The organism is Nostoc sp. NZL, from assembly GCF_015714705.1.
Lineage (GTDB): Bacteria > Cyanobacteriota > Cyanobacteriia > Cyanobacteriales > Nostocaceae > Nostoc > Nostoc foliaceum_A.
The window spans coordinates 1-20,349 of sequence record NZ_WBKL01000101.1; the positions used below are offsets into that span (position 1 = coordinate 1).

General features: G+C 41.6%; 15 protein-coding genes. 7 read left to right on the forward strand and 8 right to left on the reverse strand.

What is annotated here, in order from left to right:
• Together F8R90_RS14225 and F8R90_RS14230 are read left to right on the forward strand one after the other, a co-directional pair.
• A partial coding sequence (locus tag F8R90_RS14225) for a zinc ribbon domain-containing protein (RefSeq protein ID WP_196511297.1) occupies positions 1-318 on the forward strand: 318 nt, incomplete at its 5' end.
• Positions 319-810: 492 nt separating this feature from the next.
• Positions 811-1,266, forward strand: coding sequence for a DUF2141 domain-containing protein (locus F8R90_RS14230; protein ID WP_196511298.1), 456 nt, complete (start codon positions 811-813; stop codon positions 1,264-1,266).
• Between the two features lie 8 nt (positions 1,267-1,274).
• Here the strand turns inward: F8R90_RS14230 and F8R90_RS14235 are convergent, their stop codons facing one another.
• The 3 genes from F8R90_RS14235 to F8R90_RS14245 all read right to left on the reverse strand — a co-directional run bounded on the left by F8R90_RS14235 (position 1,275) and on the right by F8R90_RS14245 (position 6,452).
• On the reverse strand, positions 1,275-2,423 hold the full coding sequence (locus F8R90_RS14235; RefSeq protein ID WP_196511299.1) for a peptidoglycan-binding protein: 1,149 nt from the start codon (positions 2,421-2,423) through the stop codon (positions 1,275-1,277).
• A 224-nt stretch (positions 2,424-2,647) separates the two neighbouring features.
• Positions 2,648-3,715 (reverse strand): DMT family transporter, encoded by a 1,068-nt coding sequence (locus F8R90_RS14240; protein WP_196511300.1) that lies wholly within the window; start codon positions 3,713-3,715, stop codon positions 2,648-2,650.
• Between the two features lie 1,087 nt (positions 3,716-4,802).
• Positions 4,803-6,452: a Ppx/GppA phosphatase family protein gene (locus F8R90_RS14245; protein ID WP_196511301.1), complete on the reverse strand. Its 1,650-nt coding sequence runs from the start codon at positions 6,450-6,452 to the stop codon at positions 4,803-4,805.
• 329 nt (positions 6,453-6,781) lie between these two features.
• Here F8R90_RS14245 and F8R90_RS14250 point away from each other — a divergent pair, with 329 nt between their 5' ends.
• Both F8R90_RS14250 and F8R90_RS14255 read left to right on the forward strand, forming a co-directional pair.
• Positions 6,782-7,663 (forward strand): 4-hydroxybenzoate solanesyltransferase, encoded by an 882-nt coding sequence (locus F8R90_RS14250; protein WP_196511302.1) that lies wholly within the window; start codon positions 6,782-6,784, stop codon positions 7,661-7,663.
• A gap of 158 nt (positions 7,664-7,821) precedes the next feature.
• Complete coding sequence (locus tag F8R90_RS14255; protein ID WP_442946747.1) at positions 7,822-8,571, forward strand: DsbA family protein; 750 nt, start codon at positions 7,822-7,824, stop codon at positions 8,569-8,571.
• Between the two features lie 617 nt (positions 8,572-9,188).
• Here the strand turns inward: F8R90_RS14255 and F8R90_RS14260 are convergent.
• Positions 9,189-11,438: a heavy metal translocating P-type ATPase gene (locus F8R90_RS14260; RefSeq protein ID WP_196511312.1), complete on the reverse strand. Its 2,250-nt coding sequence runs from the start codon at positions 11,436-11,438 to the stop codon at positions 9,189-9,191.
• Positions 11,439-12,056: 618 nt separating this feature from the next.
• On the opposite strand from F8R90_RS14260, the gene F8R90_RS14265 reads away from it, so the two are divergent.
• On the forward strand, positions 12,057-13,601 hold the full coding sequence (locus F8R90_RS14265) for an ArnT family glycosyltransferase (RefSeq protein WP_196511313.1): 1,545 nt from the start codon (positions 12,057-12,059) through the stop codon (positions 13,599-13,601).
• A gap of 93 nt (positions 13,602-13,694) precedes the next feature.
• On the opposite strand, the gene F8R90_RS14270 is transcribed toward F8R90_RS14265, so the two are convergent.
• Together F8R90_RS14270 and F8R90_RS14275 are read right to left on the reverse strand one after the other, a co-directional pair.
• Positions 13,695-15,626, reverse strand: coding sequence for a DMT family transporter (locus F8R90_RS14270; protein WP_196511304.1), 1,932 nt, complete (start codon positions 15,624-15,626; stop codon positions 13,695-13,697).
• 30 nt (positions 15,627-15,656) lie between these two features.
• A complete protein-coding gene (locus tag F8R90_RS14275; RefSeq protein WP_196511305.1) occupies positions 15,657-16,964 on the reverse strand; it encodes a mannosyltransferase family protein in 1,308 nt (435 codons plus the stop codon).
• A 447-nt stretch (positions 16,965-17,411) separates the two neighbouring features.
• Between F8R90_RS14275 and dxr the strand changes: the two genes are divergently transcribed.
• Positions 17,412-18,608 (forward strand): 1-deoxy-D-xylulose-5-phosphate reductoisomerase, encoded by a 1,197-nt coding sequence (dxr, locus tag F8R90_RS14280; RefSeq protein WP_196511306.1) that lies wholly within the window; start codon positions 17,412-17,414, stop codon positions 18,606-18,608.
• A gap of 182 nt (positions 18,609-18,790) precedes the next feature.
• On the opposite strand, the gene F8R90_RS14285 is transcribed toward dxr, so the two are convergent.
• Positions 18,791-19,186 carry a hypothetical protein gene (locus tag F8R90_RS14285; RefSeq protein WP_196511307.1) on the reverse strand — a complete coding sequence of 132 codons (396 nt, stop codon included), beginning with the start codon at positions 19,184-19,186 and terminating at the stop codon, positions 18,791-18,793.
• A 341-nt stretch (positions 19,187-19,527) separates the two neighbouring features.
• On the opposite strand from F8R90_RS14285, the gene F8R90_RS14290 reads away from it, so the two are divergent.
• Positions 19,528-19,725: a hypothetical protein gene (locus tag F8R90_RS14290; RefSeq protein WP_196511308.1), complete on the forward strand. Its 198-nt coding sequence runs from the start codon at positions 19,528-19,530 to the stop codon at positions 19,723-19,725.
• Between the two features lie 99 nt (positions 19,726-19,824).
• On the opposite strand, the gene F8R90_RS14295 is transcribed toward F8R90_RS14290, so the two are convergent.
• Positions 19,825-20,325: an acyl-CoA thioesterase gene (locus tag F8R90_RS14295; RefSeq protein WP_196511309.1), complete on the reverse strand. Its 501-nt coding sequence runs from the start codon at positions 20,323-20,325 to the stop codon at positions 19,825-19,827.
• Between the last annotated feature and the right edge of the window lie 24 nt (positions 20,326-20,349).

The window sequence follows — 20,349 nt, forward strand, 5'->3', positions numbered from 1 at the left end:
GTGGTAACTGTTGCAGTTCCACCCTACTACACCAGTCAGAATTGCTCTAACTGTGGTGAGGTTGTCAAAAAAACTTTGAGTACCAGGACTCATTGCTGCCCCCATTGCGGAACAGCCTTAGACCGTGACCATAATGCAGCGCTGAATATTCTTGAAATTGGACTCCGTACTGTGGGGCACACAGGAACGTTAATCGCCTCTGGAGACATCGACCTCTGCGTGGGTGAGGAAACTCCTCCAAGTAAGTCGGGTCGCGGAAAGAGGAAGTCCAAAGAGCGATCTTTGGAATCCCCCGCTATATCAGGTACTCCTGATTAGCGCCGGGAGGATGTCAATCTCTGGCATATTTCTAATATCAGCTACCAACACACCATTAGTAGATTGAACTGATTCCACAAGATTCTCTATCCAAGTGGGGAAAAGTAGGGGGTTTTATACCTCCTACTTTTTCAAATTTTTACCTGATTGGTGCTTTATTATTTTGCGATCGCAGCCAAAAATACTAGTACTATTTTACGAAGTAGCTAATACAGATACATAGGTATGGGTGTACAGATGTACGCTCCTACACCTATTTATGTATTGCCAATATTTATAATCAGTATTAATTGATACCATATAAATAGGTAAAGTGGCGAAAATAAATCAAACTATTAATTATTTACGCCGACTTACTTAGACAAATCTAGAGACGAAATATAGCAGGATGCTTGCGAGTATTGACCGAATAATGTCACTATGAATCTGCGTGATCTGAATTAAAGTTAAAACTTAATTTCAGCAATACTTATTTTACCTTGTGAAAATTTTATGGTTAGAGGATTGAGAGTTAGTCTGCTGCTATTGGCAGTTCTGGGAAATCTGGCATGGTCATTTAGCGCCAAGGCAAATTTTAACGGTAAACTGACCGTGGAAATTGATGGCTTGAAGAATAAACAGGGACAAATATGCGCCAGTATATTTGCTAGCAGTGAAGGATTTCCTAGCGATCGCGATCGTGGCTTACAAAAGCAGTGTACCAAGATTACTGGTGCTCCCTTATCCATTACCTTTGAGAACTTGAAAGCCGGTAGTTACGCCGTTGCTGTCCTTCACGATCAAAATAATGACGGCACTCTCAATAGTAATGGCTTTGGTATACCTAGCGAAGGCTTTGGATTTTCCAGCAACCCAGAAATTCGCACAAGAGCGCCCAAATTTAGCGAAGCAGTATTTTTGGTAGCAGGCCCAAACACTAATATCCAAATCCAATTGAAATATTTTTAGGTTTATTCTCAAGAATCGTTGTGTGAATCTTCTGGTAGATTTTGTTGTTCCGCCAAGCCACGCATTCGATTTATCTGAGTTAAAGCATATCGTGCTGTTGCTTGCACTTCGGCATCTGGGTCATCTAACGCATGGCGCAACATTTGACTCATTTGACCCATCATGTCATAAACGCGCGTCAGATCACGGATCGCATTTTGCCGCACTTGTGGACTTTCATCTTGGATTGAAATTGCTAGAGCACGGTTCATCGGTTTGAGCGTGCGGATGCCAATTTCTGCTAAAGCTGCCAAAATTAAACTGCTTTCTTGAGAATCAGCATCAATCATCAGGTCAGCCATCGGCTGAATTGCCCGCGAATCTCCCTGCTGACCCAAATCCCAAATAGCCTTGCGCCGCTTCGTTGGGTCAGAACTGCGTAAGTCTTGAATTAATTCATCAACAATATTGAGTTTAGCAAGCCGGGAAGTTTTTTCTGGTAGCAGTAATTGTGTGGCAAGTGGTGGCGTAGGTGTTTGTAGACTAGTTACTGTCTCTGGTGAGGGTAGTATCATTGGGTCTTTTTCGGCTTCACCCAAACTTTCAGTATTTGATATTTCGGATTGCACTTGTTTGACCTGACGAAACCACCTCAGCAGGTAAATAAATGCGCCAATACTTCCTAGAATTCCGATGGAAAATATTAACCACCAGACAAAACCTCTCTCGGTTGCTTTGGGTGTTGTAGTTGCTTGGGAAGTCGAAGCAGGAGAGGTGAGAATTGGAGAGGTAACAATTGGAGAGGCAACAATCTGATTTTTGGCAGCCAAAGCTGCTTGTAATCTCTCCCTAGTCGCCAGACCAGCAAGACCATCTACTTTTAAACCCTTTACTTTCTGGAATTTAGCTACAGCGATTTCCGTAGTGGCGTTATACTGTCCATCTACCATGCCACTGTAATATCCCAACTGCTTTAATTGGGTTTGTAATCTCTGCACATCTGATTTGCGACTACCATATCTCAAAACAGCCGGACTAGCAGTAACTGTCGAACTAGCTTGTGCAAGTTCTAAAATTTCAGGTGCTAGGTTAGGTGTGGCTGTGCTTGAGCGATTTGGGTAAAAACCCACGCAAGAAAAACAGGTAATTATCAGAATTGAGGAACGGCATAGCCTCATATTGCAAGTTTCAGCCTGAACGTGCTTTTGAAGTCTTCGATACCACAATACCTTCAAGATGACCAAATGTTAACTGTCATTTTTTTATTGGGCATTGGGCATTAGTTATTTTCCCTCATCTCCCTACTGAATTACGAATTACGTCCGCTTTCGCGTAGCGTCTGGTAGAGAAGCGTTCGCGCAGGGTCTCATAGAGAGGAACGAGCGTCATTACGAATTACGAATTACGGTAAAATTTCTCGTTCAGATTCTCTAACTCCTAGAGTTATGGGGTTCAATTTTTTAGTAGATGTTTCTAAAACTGGTTGCTGTATATTAGCTATCTCGCCCACAGTAACTGTGTCGTTTTGCGCTGCTAAAGTATCACGTTGGTTAATGAGATAGATGCTGATTAAAGTTAGGAAAACACCGACCCACTGCAATGGACTGAGGACTTCTGAGAGGAAGAGATTGCCGAATAGTAGGGCAAAGACGGGTGTGAGAAAGGTGAGAGAACTAAGACTAGTGAGACTGCCACTAGAGGCAAAGTAGAAAAATAATCCGTAGGCGATCGCACTGCCAAATACGGTAGCATAACCCAAAGCCACTAAATCAGATGCTCCCAGATTCTCCCACTGCTGGGATTCGATAACTGATGAAACTCCCCATAGTGGCAATCCACCCAAAATCATGTGCCATCCTGTAGCGGTTACTGGGTCAGCATGTCGGCACACAAACCGAATCAACACTGTTCCCACTGCCATTGATAGCGCTGCTAACAGCATCAACCACTCGCCGCTAGCAAACAAATCTTGCCAGTTACCAATTGTGATATTTGCGCCTGAGTCGAGAAAATGTAAAATCAACTCATCAGGTAAGCCGATTAAACTAATACCTGTGACACCCAAGCCTAGCCCCAGCCATCCCCAAAAACCAATGTGTTCTTGGAATAGCCACAACGATAGTAAGGCAACAGCCAAGGGTTGCGAGTCAATCATCACAGACCCTAACCCCGCACTGGTTCTGACTAATCCCTCTGCCAAAAAGCCTTGAAACAGCGTCCCATCTACTAGACCAAATAAGGCAATCCACAGCCATGCAGCCCAACCCTTCGGCTGGGGTTTACCCATGAATGCTGCTGCAATCAGAATTAACATCCCTGCTGGTATCAGACGCACTCCCGCCATGAATAGCGGTGTGGTATGGGGTATCACTCCTTTCATGGCTACCATTGCCGTCCCCCATAGGAAAAAGGGGGCAATTAAGAGGAGAGGGGCGAAGGGAAGTTTAGATGCACTGAGTTTCAGTTGCATGGGTTTGCTGATGCCTTTGTTTAACAAGCGCAAAAATTGCTTTACCCAATTTTACCGAATTATGTAGTTTTGCGATCGCCTCTGGCGGGTGCTTTGCACCATCGCGTAGCGTCTCTAAGACAAAGAATTAATACTCTTATGTAGCTAAAGTTACAAGATACTGAAGATTGTAAGAAGACAGAAAGCTTTAAAAAGCTTTATCAGGTAAATCGCTTCCGGTTAGCAGTAATTATTTATCAGTTTTTGTTAGGTAATTCTGGAAGAACCTCTCCCCTTTCCATGCTAGGGAAGAGGGCTGGGGGGTTAGGTTTTTGATTACTGAATCGATGCTCTAGATGACTGTAACGAAGCAATTAAGATAAATACCAATAATGATAATGACGAAGCCTACTTTTTAAGTGGTGCTAGTACAGCACGGCGGAAATAAACCTACCATTTAAAATGGTGCAATAGCTTGGAATACAATTCTTTTGACTTTTGACTTTTGACTTCCGCTCTGCGGCACTAGCCATTATTTGAATGGGAATAAGTTTCCAGGAATAAAAGATTTACGGAATTCTGCAAGCTTAAGAAACGAAAAAGCTAGGGAAATTGTCAAATATATTAAATAATATAATAAGAAATAACAAGCTCTATGCTGAAGTGTGAGTATTCTTCAGTGTAAATAACCGAGCAATTGAGCTTGCTTTATTGAAAATTTATTACGCCTCTGGAGAGTCCGACCTCTGCTTAGAGAAGGTAACTTCAAAAAGTAAGTTGTCTCAAAGAAAGAGGAAAGTCCAATAGTGATGTTGGAATCTCCCGCTACACCGCTTTGCGGTTAGCGGGAGTGGATGTCAAATAAGGATACCTAAGTTTTCCCGGCTTAGATATCCAATAGCAACATAACCTATATAAATAGATTGTTGACTATATTATAATGAGCAATTTTTATTTTTAAATGCTTCTTAGGACAGTTTATGAATTGCTCCTTAAGTAGGATGCAAAAATTAAAGATAAGGCTTAATCTGGAAGATTATAAATTTTTACAAGAAGAAAATACAACTTATGTGCAGGTGCGCTAACGTAGTGTAACGCACCCTACTTTCTAAGACAAGTTAGCAACTCTAGACTTTTCTAAAGTCGCTACCAGTTTCACTCCAAATTCTTCCTCAAACACTCCTTTTTTATAATCTAAGCTCCAAAGTTCCAAAGCACAATCATCATCAGGTTGAGATGGAAAAATCAGCAAGTTGACTTGCCTAAATTGTGCATAATATTCACATTGTACTTGAGCGATCGCACCAATTTGTCGTCTATCTAATGCCACTGCCAATCTCAGAATTGCGCTCAATTGACTGACCATTTGTCGCTGGTGTTTAGTCAGCAATATCTGGGAATTTTCATGTTTTTTCTTAGGCGGCGATTTGCGATGATAACGCGCTAAATTGGCAATAATTTCAATCTCGGTTTCTGTATAACCGAGCAATTCACCATTGCGAATTAGATAGTAAGAGTGCTTGTGGTGAGATGAATGGCTGATATAATGACCGCAATTGTGTAATATTGCAGCTGCCCACAGCAGTTGTCGTTCGTCAGATCCCCAGTGGTGTAGGGTACCTTGAGTTTGGTCAAATAAACTCTGGGCAAATGTGGCGACGCGATCGCTATATTCTAAATTGACATGGTATTTATTAGCGAGTTTTAAAACATTGCGTTCCCGAACTGAACTTTGGTAGCGGAGCTTATCTTCAATTAAACCGTGGGTTAACATCCAGTCTACGATTACGCCTTCCCTCAAAGAACGCTCACAGACTGTTACCGATTCATTACCCAACAGGGTCATCGCTTCCTGTAATATCACTGCACCAGCGAGTATAACTTCAGGGCGCTTATCTGGCATCCCAGGTATGGCAGCCCTTTCTGAATTACTCAGTTTCCGCAAGCGATTTACCAACTCTCGCAAGTCTTTAAGACTGAACTGGTAGCCATTGAGGGTGGAAGGAATAACACCCGACTTTTCTCGCGCATGAATCATCGCCAGGGTTTCAATTGTGCCAGATGTACCCACCAAACGGGGAGATTCCCCAAACTCTAGGTTTGCTAGTATCTCATCCACGGAACGTTCTAACATCCCGCATGTATAAGATTGCAGGTATTGAAACTCAGTGTTGCTGATGGGGTCAGTAGTAATTAACTCGCTAGTGAGTCGCACTGCACCGACTTTGGTACTGGTGAGAGTTCGTGCTTGGTGACTATCGCCTAAAACTAACTCTGTGGAACCACCGCCAATATCAACAATCATGTGGGGCTGGTTGTGAAATTCCATCCCCGATAGTACACCAAGATAGATTCGTCGCGCTTCTTCTTGACCAGAAATCAAGTCAACGCTTAAACCCAACTCCGTTTTTACTCTGTGTAAAAAATCTTTACCATTCGGGGCTTCCCGTACAGCACTAGTTGCCACAGCAATGATTGTTTCAGCATTGATAGTTTTGGCAACTTCTTGGAAGCGTCCTAAAGCTGCGATCGCCTTTTTAATTATCTCCGGTTTGAGTTCCCCAGTAGTCAGATTGCGATCGCCAAGTCTCACAGTTTCTTTTTCTCTGGCGATAATGCTGAAAGCTGGTAGTGTGGGGTCAATCTTGACTACTACCATGTGTAGAGAATTTGTTCCCAGGTCAATGGCAGCAATAATCCGATGTTGCTTAGGTGGTTGAGTTGGAACACTCTCCCAGCTAGAAACTAAATTCAGCATCTAGTTTTCTCTCTCTATAAGAAATGATGGCAAACGGTGGTATGTCGGGGTAGCTGGCACTGATATTTGTTACAACATACTTGCTCTGAAAGTGGAGACGCGGTGATTTTTTCTCCGTGTCTACGTGTCTTTGTGTCTTCATGTCCGGTTCATCGTCGGACGAGGGTAACTGAGCTAAGTATATTCACCCTACTGGTTCTAACCTAGTGACTATTTAAAGATATTTAAAGTTGCCACTTGAGGTTATGTTTTTACAAATAACAAATAACGTTATTCTATAGATGTAAAGATGTGTTAATTCATCTATCTAAAGTTATTTGTTGATTTCTATGTTAAGGACGCCAGAACGCCCCCAGGAACCAGTTTGGCTTGTAATTATCCGGCTTTTGCGCTGGCATAAACCAGAAGGACGGTTAATTTTAATGATTCCTGCCCTTTGGGCTGTATTTTTGGCAGCTTCTGGGAAACCGCCTTTACCTCTGGTTGGTGTGATTATATTGGGTACTCTGGCCACGAGTGCGGCGGGGTGTGTAGTCAATGATTTGTGGGATCGGGATATTGATCCAGAAGTGGAGAGAACACGCGATCGCCCCCTCGCTTCTCGTGCCTTGTCTGTGAAAGTTGGGATTGTAGTTGCGATCGTATCGCTAGCATGTGCAGCGATCCTAGCCTTTTATCTTAACCCGCTGAGTTTCTGGTTATGCGTGGCAGCTGTGCCCGTAATTCTGCTTTATCCAGGTGCAAAGCGGGTGTTTCCTGTACCGCAACTGGTGCTTTCCATCGCTTGGGGTTTTGGCGTCTTGATTAGCTGGAGTGCGGTGACACAAACCATCTCCCAAGCAACTTGGTTACTTTGGGGCGCGACTGTACTTTGGACATTGGGATTTGATACAGTTTACGCCATGAGCGACAAGGAAGACGATCGCCGCATTGGTGTTAATTCTAGCGCCATATTTTTCGGGAATTATGCCCCTGTAGCTATTGGAATTTTCTTTGCTGGCACAATCTTATTATTGGCTTGGTTAGGCATACTCATACATCTGCACTTAGCCTTCTGGATTAGCCTTGCAGTTGCTACTATCGGATGGGTTTGGCAGTTTCTGCGATTAAGACAGCGAGACTTACCTAATCCTGTTTATGGTCAGATGTTCCGGCAAAATGTGTGGATTGGCTTTATTTTACTTGCTGGGATGATTGCTGGATCTTTTTAAAGGACTTGCAAATAAAAAATATCCCAAAACTGACGCAAAAACCCTCTCTATTTCTCGTCTCCCTGTGGTAGCCTGCGCATCTATGTTTATTTGGAAATCCCTAATAAGTAAAAGGTAATGCATAGAATCCTTTTGAAAAAATATTTATGAGTTTTTGTATGAGTACATTCTTTGATTGGTTTATGCGTACTTGGACAGCAATAGGCGTACTATTTTTGGTTGTCACCTGTCCATTTCCTGCACAAGCTGCTAGCCGCATTGATCCGCAACTGGAAGAGCAAGTATTGCAAATTATCCGCGAACATCCAGAGGTAATTATTGAATCTGTTCAAGCGTATCAGCAGCAACAACAACAAAAAGTCAAGCAAGTACGGCAAGCATTTTTACAGGATTTAAAGACAAATCCTCAAACAGTGATTGGTGAGTCTCCAACCACAGGTTCAACTCAATCAAAAATTGTGCTAATAGAATTTTCAGATTTTCAATGTCCATACTGTGCTGAGGCGCATAAAACATTGAAAGAATTGTTAGCAAAATATCCAGATAAAGTCAGATTAGTTTACAAAAATTTTCCGCTGACTTCAATTCATGCTGAAGCGTTGCCAGCGGCGACAGCGGCTTGGGCGGCACATCAGCAAGGAAAATTTTGGGAATATCATGATGCTCTATTTACTAATCAAAAGCAACTAGGTGAGGCATTATATTTAGATATTGCTAAAAATATAAATTTGGATTTGGGTAAATTTAAAGGCAATCTTACTCTTACTACTCCTGCAATTACAAAAGATATCCAACTAGCAGAAAAATTAGCTGTTTCTGGCACACCTTTCTTTGTAATTAATAGTCCAACTTTTTCAGGAGTGGTGCAGCTTGCAGATATCGAAAGTATATTGACTGATGCTAAGTAAATTAGTATATTTTGAAAATAACTACTCATTGTTTAAACAGCTAGGCGTAAATAAATTAAATTTTGTAATAATGACTTTAGCCCTGATAAACTCCTCTCTGAGCAATGAATTGCTCACTACGTACTAGGATTTTATTCTATGTTAATTATGCCTACCTAGTTATTATTCACTGATTTATCAAGAAAGAATAAAGGCATCGCTTACGCGAATAAAACTATAAATTCTGACTCTCTGAACATCTGATTAGAAGCTTCCTCCACTCAGATTTCTGTATTATAGCAAGGGACTGGGGACTGGGGACTGGGTGAAAAGTCTTTTTGTGTCTAAGTTTTATCATCTGTTGATGTCCTAATCACCTTGGCTGTTGCTATAATTCTTCTTCAATCATGTTTGACAAATAGCAATATATACTGTGTAACTACTGTATCTCCATAGCATCTGTTTAGATAGATACGTTTTTATTTAACAATAATGTGCATCTTTAGTTAGAGGTTTAGTGCATCAGTAAACTGTTGTATTGAAGCAAGTGTAAGGAGTAGCTTATGAGGAGTGATGAGGAGAAATTTTCCTCACTCCTCATGTTCTTAACTTAGAGCTTAAGCGAGAAGTATTGATTATTACTCTTTCCCCCTATCCCTGCATCCCTGCATCCCCCGCCGAGGCGGATCTTGGTGCATGAGGGGACGCAATCCATTTAACCCAGCTGCAATTGCTGAACCGTTATGGACAACCGTCGCCGCTAAGGGATGCAATCCTATGGTTGTGGCTAGTCCTAAGGCTGCCAAATTGGGGAACACGGCTAAACCGATATTTTGTTTAATTACTGCTTGGGTTTGGCGGGCGATCGCGATTGCTTCTAAAAAACTGGTTAAGTTATCATCCATCAGGACAACATCGGCTGTTTCCCTTGCTACTTCGGAACCTCCACTAAAAGAAATAGCAACATCGGCATAAGCTAGGGCAATGGAATCATTCAAGCCGTCGCCAGTAAACGCTACAGTTTTACCTGATTCATGTAATTTTTGGATAATTTCGGCTTTTTTTTCTGGAAATGCCTCGGCATGAACTTGAGATAAGGGAAGATTAAGTTCTTGGGCAACAGCTATAGCCCTTTGTTGATTATCGCCTGTCAGCAGATGTATTTCCATACCGTATTCGGTTTGCAGTTTCTCAATCACGGCTGGGCTTTCTGGGCGGAGTGGGTCTGTGTAATAAATAACTCCTTGGAACTCCTGATTTACCCCTACATACAGCAAAGAATTATGGGCAGAAATCCGGCAATTTAGGTGATAGGGACAATCTGCTTGGTTGCAGAGATGTGGTTCATAAAGACAATCGAGGGGAATGCCACACTGACGCAAAAAGCGATCGCTTCCTACAATAACTTGTTCACCGTCAATTTCGGCTCGTACACCCAAACCAATTTCATACACAAATTCTTGGCGGGGTAGAATCTTAATACCCTGTTTTTCGGCATAGTTTACTACGGCTGCGGCGGCTGGGTGAGTTAGGCGTTGTTCGGCCGCAGCTGCTAAGGTTAGCAACCTCCGAGGCGACATTCTCCCAACTACGGTTTCTATTTCTACAACTTCGATATCACCTTTGGTCAAAGTGCCTGTTTTGTCAAATACCAAGGTGTCCATCTGTGCCAATTTTTCCAAAGCGCGACCACTGCGAATGAGAACACCATGTCTGGTGGCGTGGTGCAACGCTGCTAAGAAAGTTGTTGGTAGGGAAACGCGAATACCAGTGACAAAATCGAGGGTGAGGATAGATGCTGCCCTGGCTGGGTTGCGAGTTGTTGCTAACACCAGTCCAGCAAAAATCAGGGCTGGCAATACTGCTTTATCAGCAACGGTTGCCGCATAGTTGCCCATGCGTGTATCGTGAACAGGGGCTTGTTGTACTAACTCGATACTTGCACCAGCACGGGTGGCAGTGCCTACTCGTTCGGTTTGGATGTAAATTTCTCCTTCCCGCACTAGGGTAGAGGCATAAACTGCTTGTCCTACCTGACGTAAAACGGGCATTGATTCACCAGTCAATTTTTGTTGGTCAATTAAAGCTTTGCCGCGTAGAATTTGCCCATCAACAGGGATTTGTTCGCCTGGATAAACTATCACTGTGTCTTTTGGCTGCACTTGTGTGGCGAGGATGTGTTTTTTTTGCCCATCTGGTTGTTCAACCCAAGCGTAATGTCCCAAGGAATTTAGTAAATCGGCGGCGTGATTTTTGGTAACTCGTGCGGTGCGATCGCGGATCAGATCGCCAATTTCATGCAATGTGATCACCAAAGCTGGTGTTAAGAGATTTCCTTGGGAAGAAGTTAAGGCGATCGCAATCAAATCTAGACAATCTATATTTAATTTTTGTTTTTGGGTAATGCTGGTATAAGCACGTTTAGCAATAGGTAAAGCCGCCAGTGCCACTGTTGCCGCAATCATTGCCCTAGGAATGGGAAATCCTAACCCCAGTAAAGCTAAAACAGTAGCCAAAGCCGGCAACTTCACACCAGAATCATCTGCTTCTGCTATTTGTTGACTGTTAACTGTTGAGTGTTGACTGACTTTAGCTTCATGTAGCAAACGTATTAGATACGCTTGCATTAACTTATCATTATTACTAGATAATTGATATCTAATTGCAATAGAACTACAAGAGCAATTAACGCGTACTTGTAAAATGCGACTATCAGATTCTAGTAACTCTTGTAGGCGTTGAGCATAATTGGGTTCGTAGGCTAACAGGGGAACGCGAAATCTGATTCTGCCAGGAATTATATGTACTACATGATAGTCAATTCCAGTGATGATTTTTGATTCCTGAGCCACTCGCTTGCTAGTTTCTGGCTTGGTGGCGATCGTCATGATTTCCCCCTCATGATTTTGTGGCGATATGATGGGTGGGAATTTATCCTTCAACATCCCATGAAATAATTATGTCAAGTCAAGTCTTTACGAGGAATCTAACTGTGAACATAAGTCTATGTAATAAGCTGTTACGCATTTAATTTGTACATTTACCTAATGACTGATGACTGATGACTGTTAACCGTCAACAGTTAACAACCATCAATGTATTTCTTAAGAAATAATTTAGCTTTTATAAAAAATTAATCACCTATATTAATAAATATTCTCAATAAAATTAAGGTAATGATTTATTTAATTGCAAATACTCAAGTCTTAGATGAGATTGCAATTAGCAAACGCTGCAAATGAAACAACTGAGAGAACAGTATTGCTGTTGACTAATGTTAGCGTGGGTTGTGAGTACGTTGTTTTATCAAGGAGCAAGTTTAATAGGGTTGAGTTAGGAGTTTGAAACCGCTATCTACCCTGGATGGCCACACACCATTACAAAGAACGATCGCGATCGCACCATATAAACACCGCTTTTCCAACAAAAGTAACCAAACTCCCATTGTAGAATCTGGGGTACAATCCCGCCTAACAGCCTTTGAGATGATGATCCCGATTTTAGATATGCGTCTATTCAAAGAAAAAGAATGGTTATTGAGCTTGCTGGTAATATCTCTAGTTCTATGGCTGATATTTTTAGGAAACTCCCCTTTACGAGACTGGGATGAAGGTACAGTGGCACAGGTTGCCCGTGAAATTTGGCGTGCACCACTTGGTTCAATGCGTTGGCTTTACCCCACCTTGGGAGGTGAACCTTATCATAATAAGCCACCTCTGATGCACTTGCTAATTGCTTGGACTTACTCCATCGGGGGTGTGAATGAGTGGACAACACGTCTACCAGGTGCAGTGTTAACTGCCTTGGGAGTGCCTTTGCTTTACTTGGTGGGATGTTTGCTTTTTAACCAAACTTTACCAGCTTTGTTTGCCGCTTTAGTTTACCTGACGATGTTGCCTGTGCTGCGTCACGGACGGCTAGCAATGCTAGATGGTGCAACTATTACCTTTTTCTTACTGTTGTTGTTTTGTTTGCTAAAAGCAAGGCAGAATCATCGGTATGCTCTCGGTGTGGGATTTTGTCTAGGGTTAATCACTCTAACTAAAGGGATGATAGTTTTGCCGCTAGGGACAATAGCTTGTTTATTCGTGATCGCAGATCGGCAGTTTGCTTTGTTAACAAGCCCCTACCTATTAGCGGGAATATTTTTAGGAAATGCACCAGCGATCGCTTGGTTTGCTGCTCAATGGCAATATTATGGTGACAATTTCTTCAAAGTGAATTTTCAAGCACAAACTTTTGATCGCCTTACACAATCTGTTGAAGGTCATACTGGGCCTCCCTGGTACTATTTAATCGAGTTAATTAAGTATAGTTCTCCTTGGCTATTATTTTTACCTGAAAGTATTTATCTAGCTTGGAAAAATCGTCGTACTACTTGGGGCAGTCTAATTATTATTGGCACAATTATTTACTTAGTAACTATCTCTTTAATGAGAACTAAACTGCCTTGGTATATTATGCCTGTATATCCATTTTTGGCCTTGGCAATTGGTGCTAAATTTAGCGAAATTTGGCAGCATGGCCATTTTAAGGTACGAAGTTGGACAATATTTATAGCTATTATTGCTATTGCTGGTCTAGGAGGCTTTGTTTACTTTTTTGTTGCAAATAAAGAACCTATTTTAATGGTTATGAGCATTGTTTTGGCAATAACTATGGGCATCGTAGCTTGGCTAATTAAGCAACGCGATCGCAACTTTATTCCAGTGTTATTTACAGGGATGTATTTAGTTTTAACTCTGTTAGTAAGTTCGCAATCTTGGATTTGGGAATTAAATGAAGCTTTTCCAGTTAAACCAGTCGCAGCCTTAATTCGGGCAAATGTTTCACCAGGAACACAAATTTATACCTCTTTTGCTTATGAGCGTCCTAGTTTAGACTTTTACAGCGATTGCAAGGTAACTGCTGCAACTGTGCCACTTTTACAAAAAATGTTATCTAATAAATCTTATTTGCTGTTAGACAATGCGGCTTTACAGCAAATCAATTTAACTGGTAGTCAAATTATAGGAACAGCTAACGGATTTACTCTGGTTACCAAAAATTAATTACACCAACGAATATTAGATAGGATATTACCTAAAAAATTAGATAATTGGGTATCCCGATGAGGCTGGGTTTGTTTACTACCTATTATGGTGCTACGATCCTTCGTTCGTTACTTGAACTGTGGATTGACTAGATTGGGCTAGATAGATACCCGCTAAAACTACGGCAAAAGTTGCCCAGTCAAACAAACCTACTTGTTCTGAAAAAATAAACCAAGCAAAAATGGAGGCTAGGACTGGTTCGATAAGAAGCGTGACGGCGACAACACTTGAAGAGATTCTGCTGAGGCTATAAGCCAAAAGTCCTTGACCTAACACTTGGCAAAAGAGGGCTTGGAAAATGATGAAAAACCAACCCATCCAGGAATAGGGAAGCAGTCTATCTTCGAGGAATGGGAGGACGGGCAGTAGAAACATTGTTGTGATTCCACAGCGCCATAGCATGATGGTTGCGGTGCTAAAACGGGTTCGGAGTCGTTCTATCAGCAGCATACACGTAGCCATAAAAATCGCAGTTAGCAATGCTAAGGCATCACCGAGTATTTGGTCAGTTGCAAATTGCACCTTATTGAGTTCAAATGCGATCGCTCCTAAAAGTGCCATAACCAGACCAATAACGAATCTGTTATCGAAGCGCCGACCGAATAAAAGATACCCAGCCAAAGCAACAAATAAGGAGTTCAAATTAGATAGTAAAGCCACGTTGGCAACGCTAGTTTGACTCAGCGACCAAGCCCACAAGAGGAGGTAGGTTGCAGCAGCTGTTCCCATTGCCAACAACAACCACATATCTTGACTCGTAAAAGGCTTCTGTTCTATAGATTGGTTATCGGACTTTTGGTTGCGGAAAGCCTCAAGTCCATTCCATAGCGCAAAGACGACTGTGGCGATCCAACTGCGATGAAATACCACAGCATTTGCACCAATTTCTTGTTGACACAATTTGGTCAGAGATGGTGCTAAAGATATGGGAATCAGGGCAATAAATAATGAGATAGTTCCTAATAAAACTGGTGTTTCGGAGAATTGTTGCTTTAGTAATGACAGTTTCAGCGTCATACTTTTAACGAGAATGGTAATTATATTTTTGACTGATTCTTGGAACGGGTAATTAATAGCAGCTTGGCTAGATACGGCTAAGTATAAACCTATTAAAACTACAGCGAAACCTATCCAATTTGAGAAAGTTAATTTTTCCGAAAAAATTACAAGAGCGAAAATGCCGCTAAATACAGGCTCTAACAGATGCACCAAGGAGACAACCACGGAGGAAAACCTAGCAAGGCTATAGGTCAAAAGCCCATGACCTAAAACTTGGCAGATCAGCGCTAAGGAAATTACCCAAAGCCAGCCACTGAGTGTAGAAGGGAAAAGCTGATCTTGAGTGAACAAAAGTATGGGGAAGATGACTAAAGCAGCGATCGCACAGATCCACAACTGGATTGTGGAGGGAGAAAATTTGGTTCGTAATTTTTCTACGATTAGCAGGTATGCACCCAAGAAAACCGCAGAAACGATCGCAGCAAAGCTTCCTTGAACTTCGTCTGTAGCGATTTGCAGTTCCTCAAATTCAATAGCGATCGCTCCCCCAAGGGCGATGATCATCCCAATCAGGAATTGGCTTTCAAAACGCTGACGAAATAACAGCCACACCCCCAAGCTAGTAAATATCGGAGCGAGATTATGCAACACACTAGAAATCGCAACGCTAGTTTGAGTCAGTGACCAAGCTAAAAAGACTAAAGTGGCAGCCCAAAGAATACCAGCACCTAGCAATAGCAATAGATCCCGACTGGTGTAGGTCTGCTGTTCTATAGGTTTGTCTAAGGAAAATCGCTGCCGTATTGCCTTGTATCCATGCCACAGCAAGAAGACCAAACTAGCAAGCCAAAAACGATTAAATACAGTGGCATTGGGGCTGAGTTCAATTTCGCTCAATTTCATAAAAATAGAGCCAAAAGAAATGGCACCTACACCTACAAATAATGAAGCGATCGCTATCTTCGTTTGATTGGATACATTCATTAGGAAATTTAAATATATGGATCAAACCCTCTAACCAACCCAGCGCTCTTGGGCAAATCCTACAGCTATTTTGGCTAGTAATGTCACAAAAACGCCCAATATTAAATATCCCTGGCGAGGATGGCGAGATAGCAGCACGCCAATGGCTATATTGAGAGGCACAATACCGTAGGCGAGACGGCTTAAGGAGATAGTCCCCCCAGAGGCTAGCAGCAAACCAATACCACAAAAGCCATAGATAACTGTAACTGGGGTCAGTTGCGTGTGTAAGCGCCACAACATATAGCCACCACCCAAGACCATGAACAAGTTGAGCAAGTTATTGATCCACTCTTCACTTGCCAGAATCAACAAAAATAAGACTAAAGCATAAAAGCTATAGAATAATTTCCCAGAACGAAAATGTTGACGGAAACGCCATAAAAGATAGCTACTGGCAACAATCACGCCAAACAACAAGAGATACCAGGGGTCTTGAATGCCGCCAGATGGTTTTTGAATCCAACCATATTGCCAATTTTTTGTGCCGACTGCAATTTGCATAAGCATATTTAACCAACCCTGCCAATCAAACCCCAGAGTTGGCCGCCATCCTCGTTGTGCTTCGATAAATGCTAAAGGGTTGCCAAAATAAATCGCACAATACAAACTGAATAAAAGTATGCCAATCGCGGTAGTTAAACCAGCTATATAGGCAATGGGTGGTCGGCGTTCTTTCCACGCTGCGATCGCAAATGCTGGAATTAGTGCCATACCTGTGGGACGTGTTGCTGTCGCCATCGCCCCCCAAAGCGCAGTCCAACCATATTGCTTTTGATCAAACGCCCGCAAAGCCGCTGTACTCAAAAATAAATACAGCCCTTCTGTGTAAATCACCCCCGTAAACATAGAAGATGGATACAAAGAAACCACAGCAGTCGCCCACTGCGCTGCATTGATGCCATAATGCTCTTTGGTCCAAAAGTATAAATAGTAAAGTGCAGCAAAAAAGGCCAGATTGTTGACTGACGTACCTGCTAATTCAAACGGTAAGCCCAACTTCATCAAAACCCAGATGGTTAAGGGAAAAAGGGGGAAGAAAGCAAGATTATGTTGCTTACCATCATTTACAAATTCATAGCCAGAAGTAGCGATCGCTCGGTAATGCATACTATCCCATGCATCAACAACCCCCCAGCTAAAATGGGGCAATAATTTTTCTGCTGGTAACGGTAGCTTTGGTGCAACCAGCAACATAGCTGTCCAAATGAATATTCGGCTGGCAAGCCATATTGCTGCTGGAAACAGGAAATAATTTTTCCATAAAACTTTTTTTATAACTATCTGAACTTTGACCATAAGGTTGAGTGCTTCAACAAACTCCTTTATGCATCCTTTTACCTATGGCTGCAACACAGCAATTTATGAGTAATATTTTGCATATTAAATCCTCCACCAACATAATTAACAAACTGGACAAATTAGCAATTAATTGAAATTATTTCTTATTTGGTTACTTTTGCCAATTTTCTCGGAATTTATCTTTAAAAGTATAGTATTTATAAATACAATTTTTGTCTAGTTATATGAAAATTGAGCAACTTTAGTACTTTATGGCTAGCAGTCTATCAAGTTGAAATTAACGGATTGGGGCGTAGTGACGAGGACACGGGTAAATTGTCCTTCTTTGCGCCTCCCCCTCGCCGCGTCTCTACTCGTTGTCAGTGTATCGATTATAGGGATTGCTGTTATTAAAGAGTCCCCAGCAATTTATAGTGGGAGTTGTCTGTAAATCCTTAAGCAATTGTGAAAGCGATTACTCTTGTTGGTTCCACTGGTTCTATTGGTACTCAGACTTTAGATATTGTCACTCAGTACCCAGATCAGTTTCGGATTGTGGGATTGGCAGCTGGGAGCAATGTAGAGATGTTGGCTGCTCAAATTCGGCAGTTTCGGCCGGAAATAGCAGCCATTTGCTCAGAAGATAAATTACCAGCGCTCAAAGAAGCAATCATTGATCTCGATCCCCAACCGATTCTACTGGCAGGCGAAGCCGGAGTGATAGAAGTCGCTCGTTACGGCGATGCCCAAACTGTTGTCACTGGGATCGTTGGTTGTGCTGGCTTGCTACCAACGATCGCAGCTATTGAAGCTGGCAAAGATATTGCCTTAGCGAACAAAGAAACCCTGATTGCTGGGGCCCCTGTGGTTCTACCCCTAGTCGAAAAACACGGTGTAAAATTACTCCCAGCAGATTCTGAACATTCCGCAATTTTTCAATGCCTCCAAGGTGTACCAAAGGCAGGCTTGCGAAAAATTTTGCTCACAGCATCTGGTGGGGCTTTCCGAGACTGGGATGTAGAAAAGTTAGCAGATGTAACCGTTGCTGATGCCCTCAAGCATCCTAATTGGTCGATGGGGCGGAAAATCACAGTAGACTCTGCTACTTTGATGAATAAAGGACTGGAAGTAATTGAGGCTCACTTTCTGTTTGGGTTAGATTATGACAATATCGAAATTGTTATTCATCCCCAGAGCATTATTCACTCGCTGATTGAACTGCAAGATACTTCAGTTTTAGCCCAACTCGGTTGGCCGGATATGCGTTTACCCTTACTGTATGCTCTATCTTGGCCCGATCGCATCTACACCAACTGGGAACGACTAGATTTAGTCAAAGCTGGAAATTTAACCTTCCGTGAACCAGATCATCAAAAGTATCCTTGTATGCAGTTGGCTTATGCTGTGGGTAAAGCTGGTGGTTCGATGCCAGCTGTGTTGAATGCCGCCAATGAGCAAGCTGTGGCTTTATTTTTAGAAGAAAAAATTCGATTTTTAGATATTCCCCGGTGTATCGAATGGGTGTGCGATCGCCATCAAAATGATAACCGTGCTAATCCCTCTTTAGATGACATTTTGACAGCAGATAAATGGGCAAGACAAGAAGTTTTAATAGCGACTGAAAAGTTAGAAACTCAATCGCGGATAATTTCTCTGCGGTAAAAACCTTTAGTTCAGATACCCAAAAGGCAGATTTTCTGGCTCTTGACCAACTATTGTTTAGCCTTCAGCTTAATGCTGAAGGCTAACGGTTAAATTCAGTTGCGGTAAGTAACTTCTACAACTGCATTTTTGTCCATCCGCTACTATGCCTTGTTAGATTCTTTGTCTGAGATAGCTATTGATTAACTAGAGACATTTGTTTTTGGCCTTTGTAATAACAAAACAATTCCTAAAACTGGAAGAATTAAAGCGATTAAATGTATTACTTTAAAGGACGTTCTAGATATTACAGATGAGCCTGATAAATATACGCTGATGATTGTCTGAGTAATACCAAAAATATACCAACTATAGATCGCAATTGTAATCCATTTTGCCCACACCTTTTCTTTAAATATTCCAACTATTGTGGCGATCGCCAGAAAAAATATTGTTGTAATAGATATCTCATTACCAGCAGTATTATTTCGAGCTATCATAATCCAAATTATTGCATTAGCTGCAAAACCTAGGGCAACCAACCCTAAATATGCCATGCTATAAAACTTTCCAACTTTGGTATAAATTTTTGTGACCATACACTCTACTCTGAGCCTTTTGATTCTCATAAATCGAATAGCGTTACTGTATCCTTCCAAAAACAAAACTTTTTATAATGTAATTATTTATACAGAAAAATCAATAAAAAATCTTTTTAAGAATTCTGCCAAATTGCCAAATAAGTTGCCTCTTATCTAAATCATTGTCTCGTTTTCAGGTAATATAGCATTGGTACAGTTAAAAAATTTTAGCTTTAGTATCTATTCCAAATTAGGTCTAATAGCTTTAGTACTAGTAATTTTTAATTTCAGATAAAAACTTACCCTTTCTGAATAAACACCTTTTCAGGTAAGGGCTATTGTTAAGGAATTTCTACATTATGATTGCTACGTTGATTGTAGCCTGGATTATCTTTATAATATTGTGGAAGTTGTTGAAAGCAACCGTTAGTAATGCATTAACTATTGCCGCAATCCTGATTTTATTAAACATTAGTTTTGGCATTACCCCACAAGATATTTGGCATCATATAACGCAGTTTACGCAAACTATATCACAGTTCCAAAACGGCAAGTAAAAAATTAAAAATTCACCTTTTTTAATGAAGGTGAATTACAAAAAACGAACAGATAAAATTTTCAGCATTCAAGCAAATGGTGTCTGTAACCTTTGTTGTTCAATTATTATTTAATGCTGAAATTTTAGCCAATGCATCCTTAAAACTCGGCGGTAACTGACGCATAATTTTGCCTCTTTCGCTATCTAAAGCTACTAAAGCAACCTTGGCAGTGACATATAATTCTTGTCCATCAGTTGAGACAATGGCATAATCCCAATTGATTCGGACACCAGTCACCTCAGCCATGCGTGTTTTTACCACCACTGCTATACCCAATCGAATTGAACGGTGATAGCGCACCGAAAGTTCTACAACTGGTAAATCGCAACCAATAGCGACTAAATCAGCAAATTCAATGCCTATAGAGCGCAAGCATTCAATCCGCGCTTCTTCCATCCAAGCTAGATAGGAACCGTGCCAGACAATACCTGCATAGTCAGTGTGGTGAGGTTGCACTCTGACAGGATATTCAAACCAATTGCCAAATTCATGACTTGATGGATTGTCAAGGGCGCTGGTTGGTGGTAGTTTTGGTTGGCTGGGTTTTTCTTCTGACATGTTCAAATTCTCAGCACCTATAAA

Excerpts from the sequence above, each read along its gene's own strand:
- F8R90_RS14230 (WP_196511298.1), top strand. The coding sequence starts at position 811 with ATGGTTAGAGGATTGAGAGTTAGTCTGCTGCTATTGGCAGTTCTGGGA.
- F8R90_RS14235 (WP_196511299.1), bottom strand. The coding sequence starts at position 2,423 with ATGAGGCTATGCCGTTCCTCAATTCTGATAATTACCTGTTTTTCTTGC.
- F8R90_RS14240 (WP_196511300.1), bottom strand. The coding sequence starts at position 3,715 with ATGCAACTGAAACTCAGTGCATCTAAACTTCCCTTCGCCCCTCTCCTC.
- F8R90_RS14245 (WP_196511301.1), bottom strand. The coding sequence starts at position 6,452 with ATGCTGAATTTAGTTTCTAGCTGGGAGAGTGTTCCAACTCAACCACCT.
- F8R90_RS14250 (WP_196511302.1), top strand. The coding sequence starts at position 6,782 with ATGTTAAGGACGCCAGAACGCCCCCAGGAACCAGTTTGGCTTGTAATT.
- F8R90_RS14255 (WP_442946747.1), top strand. The coding sequence starts at position 7,822 with ATGAGTACATTCTTTGATTGGTTTATGCGTACTTGGACAGCAATAGGC.
- F8R90_RS14260 (WP_196511312.1), bottom strand. The coding sequence starts at position 11,438 with ATGACGATCGCCACCAAGCCAGAAACTAGCAAGCGAGTGGCTCAGGAA.
- F8R90_RS14265 (WP_196511313.1), top strand. The coding sequence starts at position 12,057 with ATGCGTCTATTCAAAGAAAAAGAATGGTTATTGAGCTTGCTGGTAATA.
- F8R90_RS14270 (WP_196511304.1), bottom strand. The coding sequence starts at position 15,626 with ATGAATGTATCCAATCAAACGAAGATAGCGATCGCTTCATTATTTGTA.
- F8R90_RS14275 (WP_196511305.1), bottom strand. The coding sequence starts at position 16,964 with ATGGTCAAAGTTCAGATAGTTATAAAAAAAGTTTTATGGAAAAATTAT.
- F8R90_RS14285 (WP_196511307.1), bottom strand. The coding sequence starts at position 19,186 with ATGGTCACAAAAATTTATACCAAAGTTGGAAAGTTTTATAGCATGGCA.
- F8R90_RS14290 (WP_196511308.1), top strand. The coding sequence starts at position 19,528 with ATGATTGCTACGTTGATTGTAGCCTGGATTATCTTTATAATATTGTGG.
- F8R90_RS14295 (WP_196511309.1), bottom strand. The coding sequence starts at position 20,325 with ATGTCAGAAGAAAAACCCAGCCAACCAAAACTACCACCAACCAGCGCC.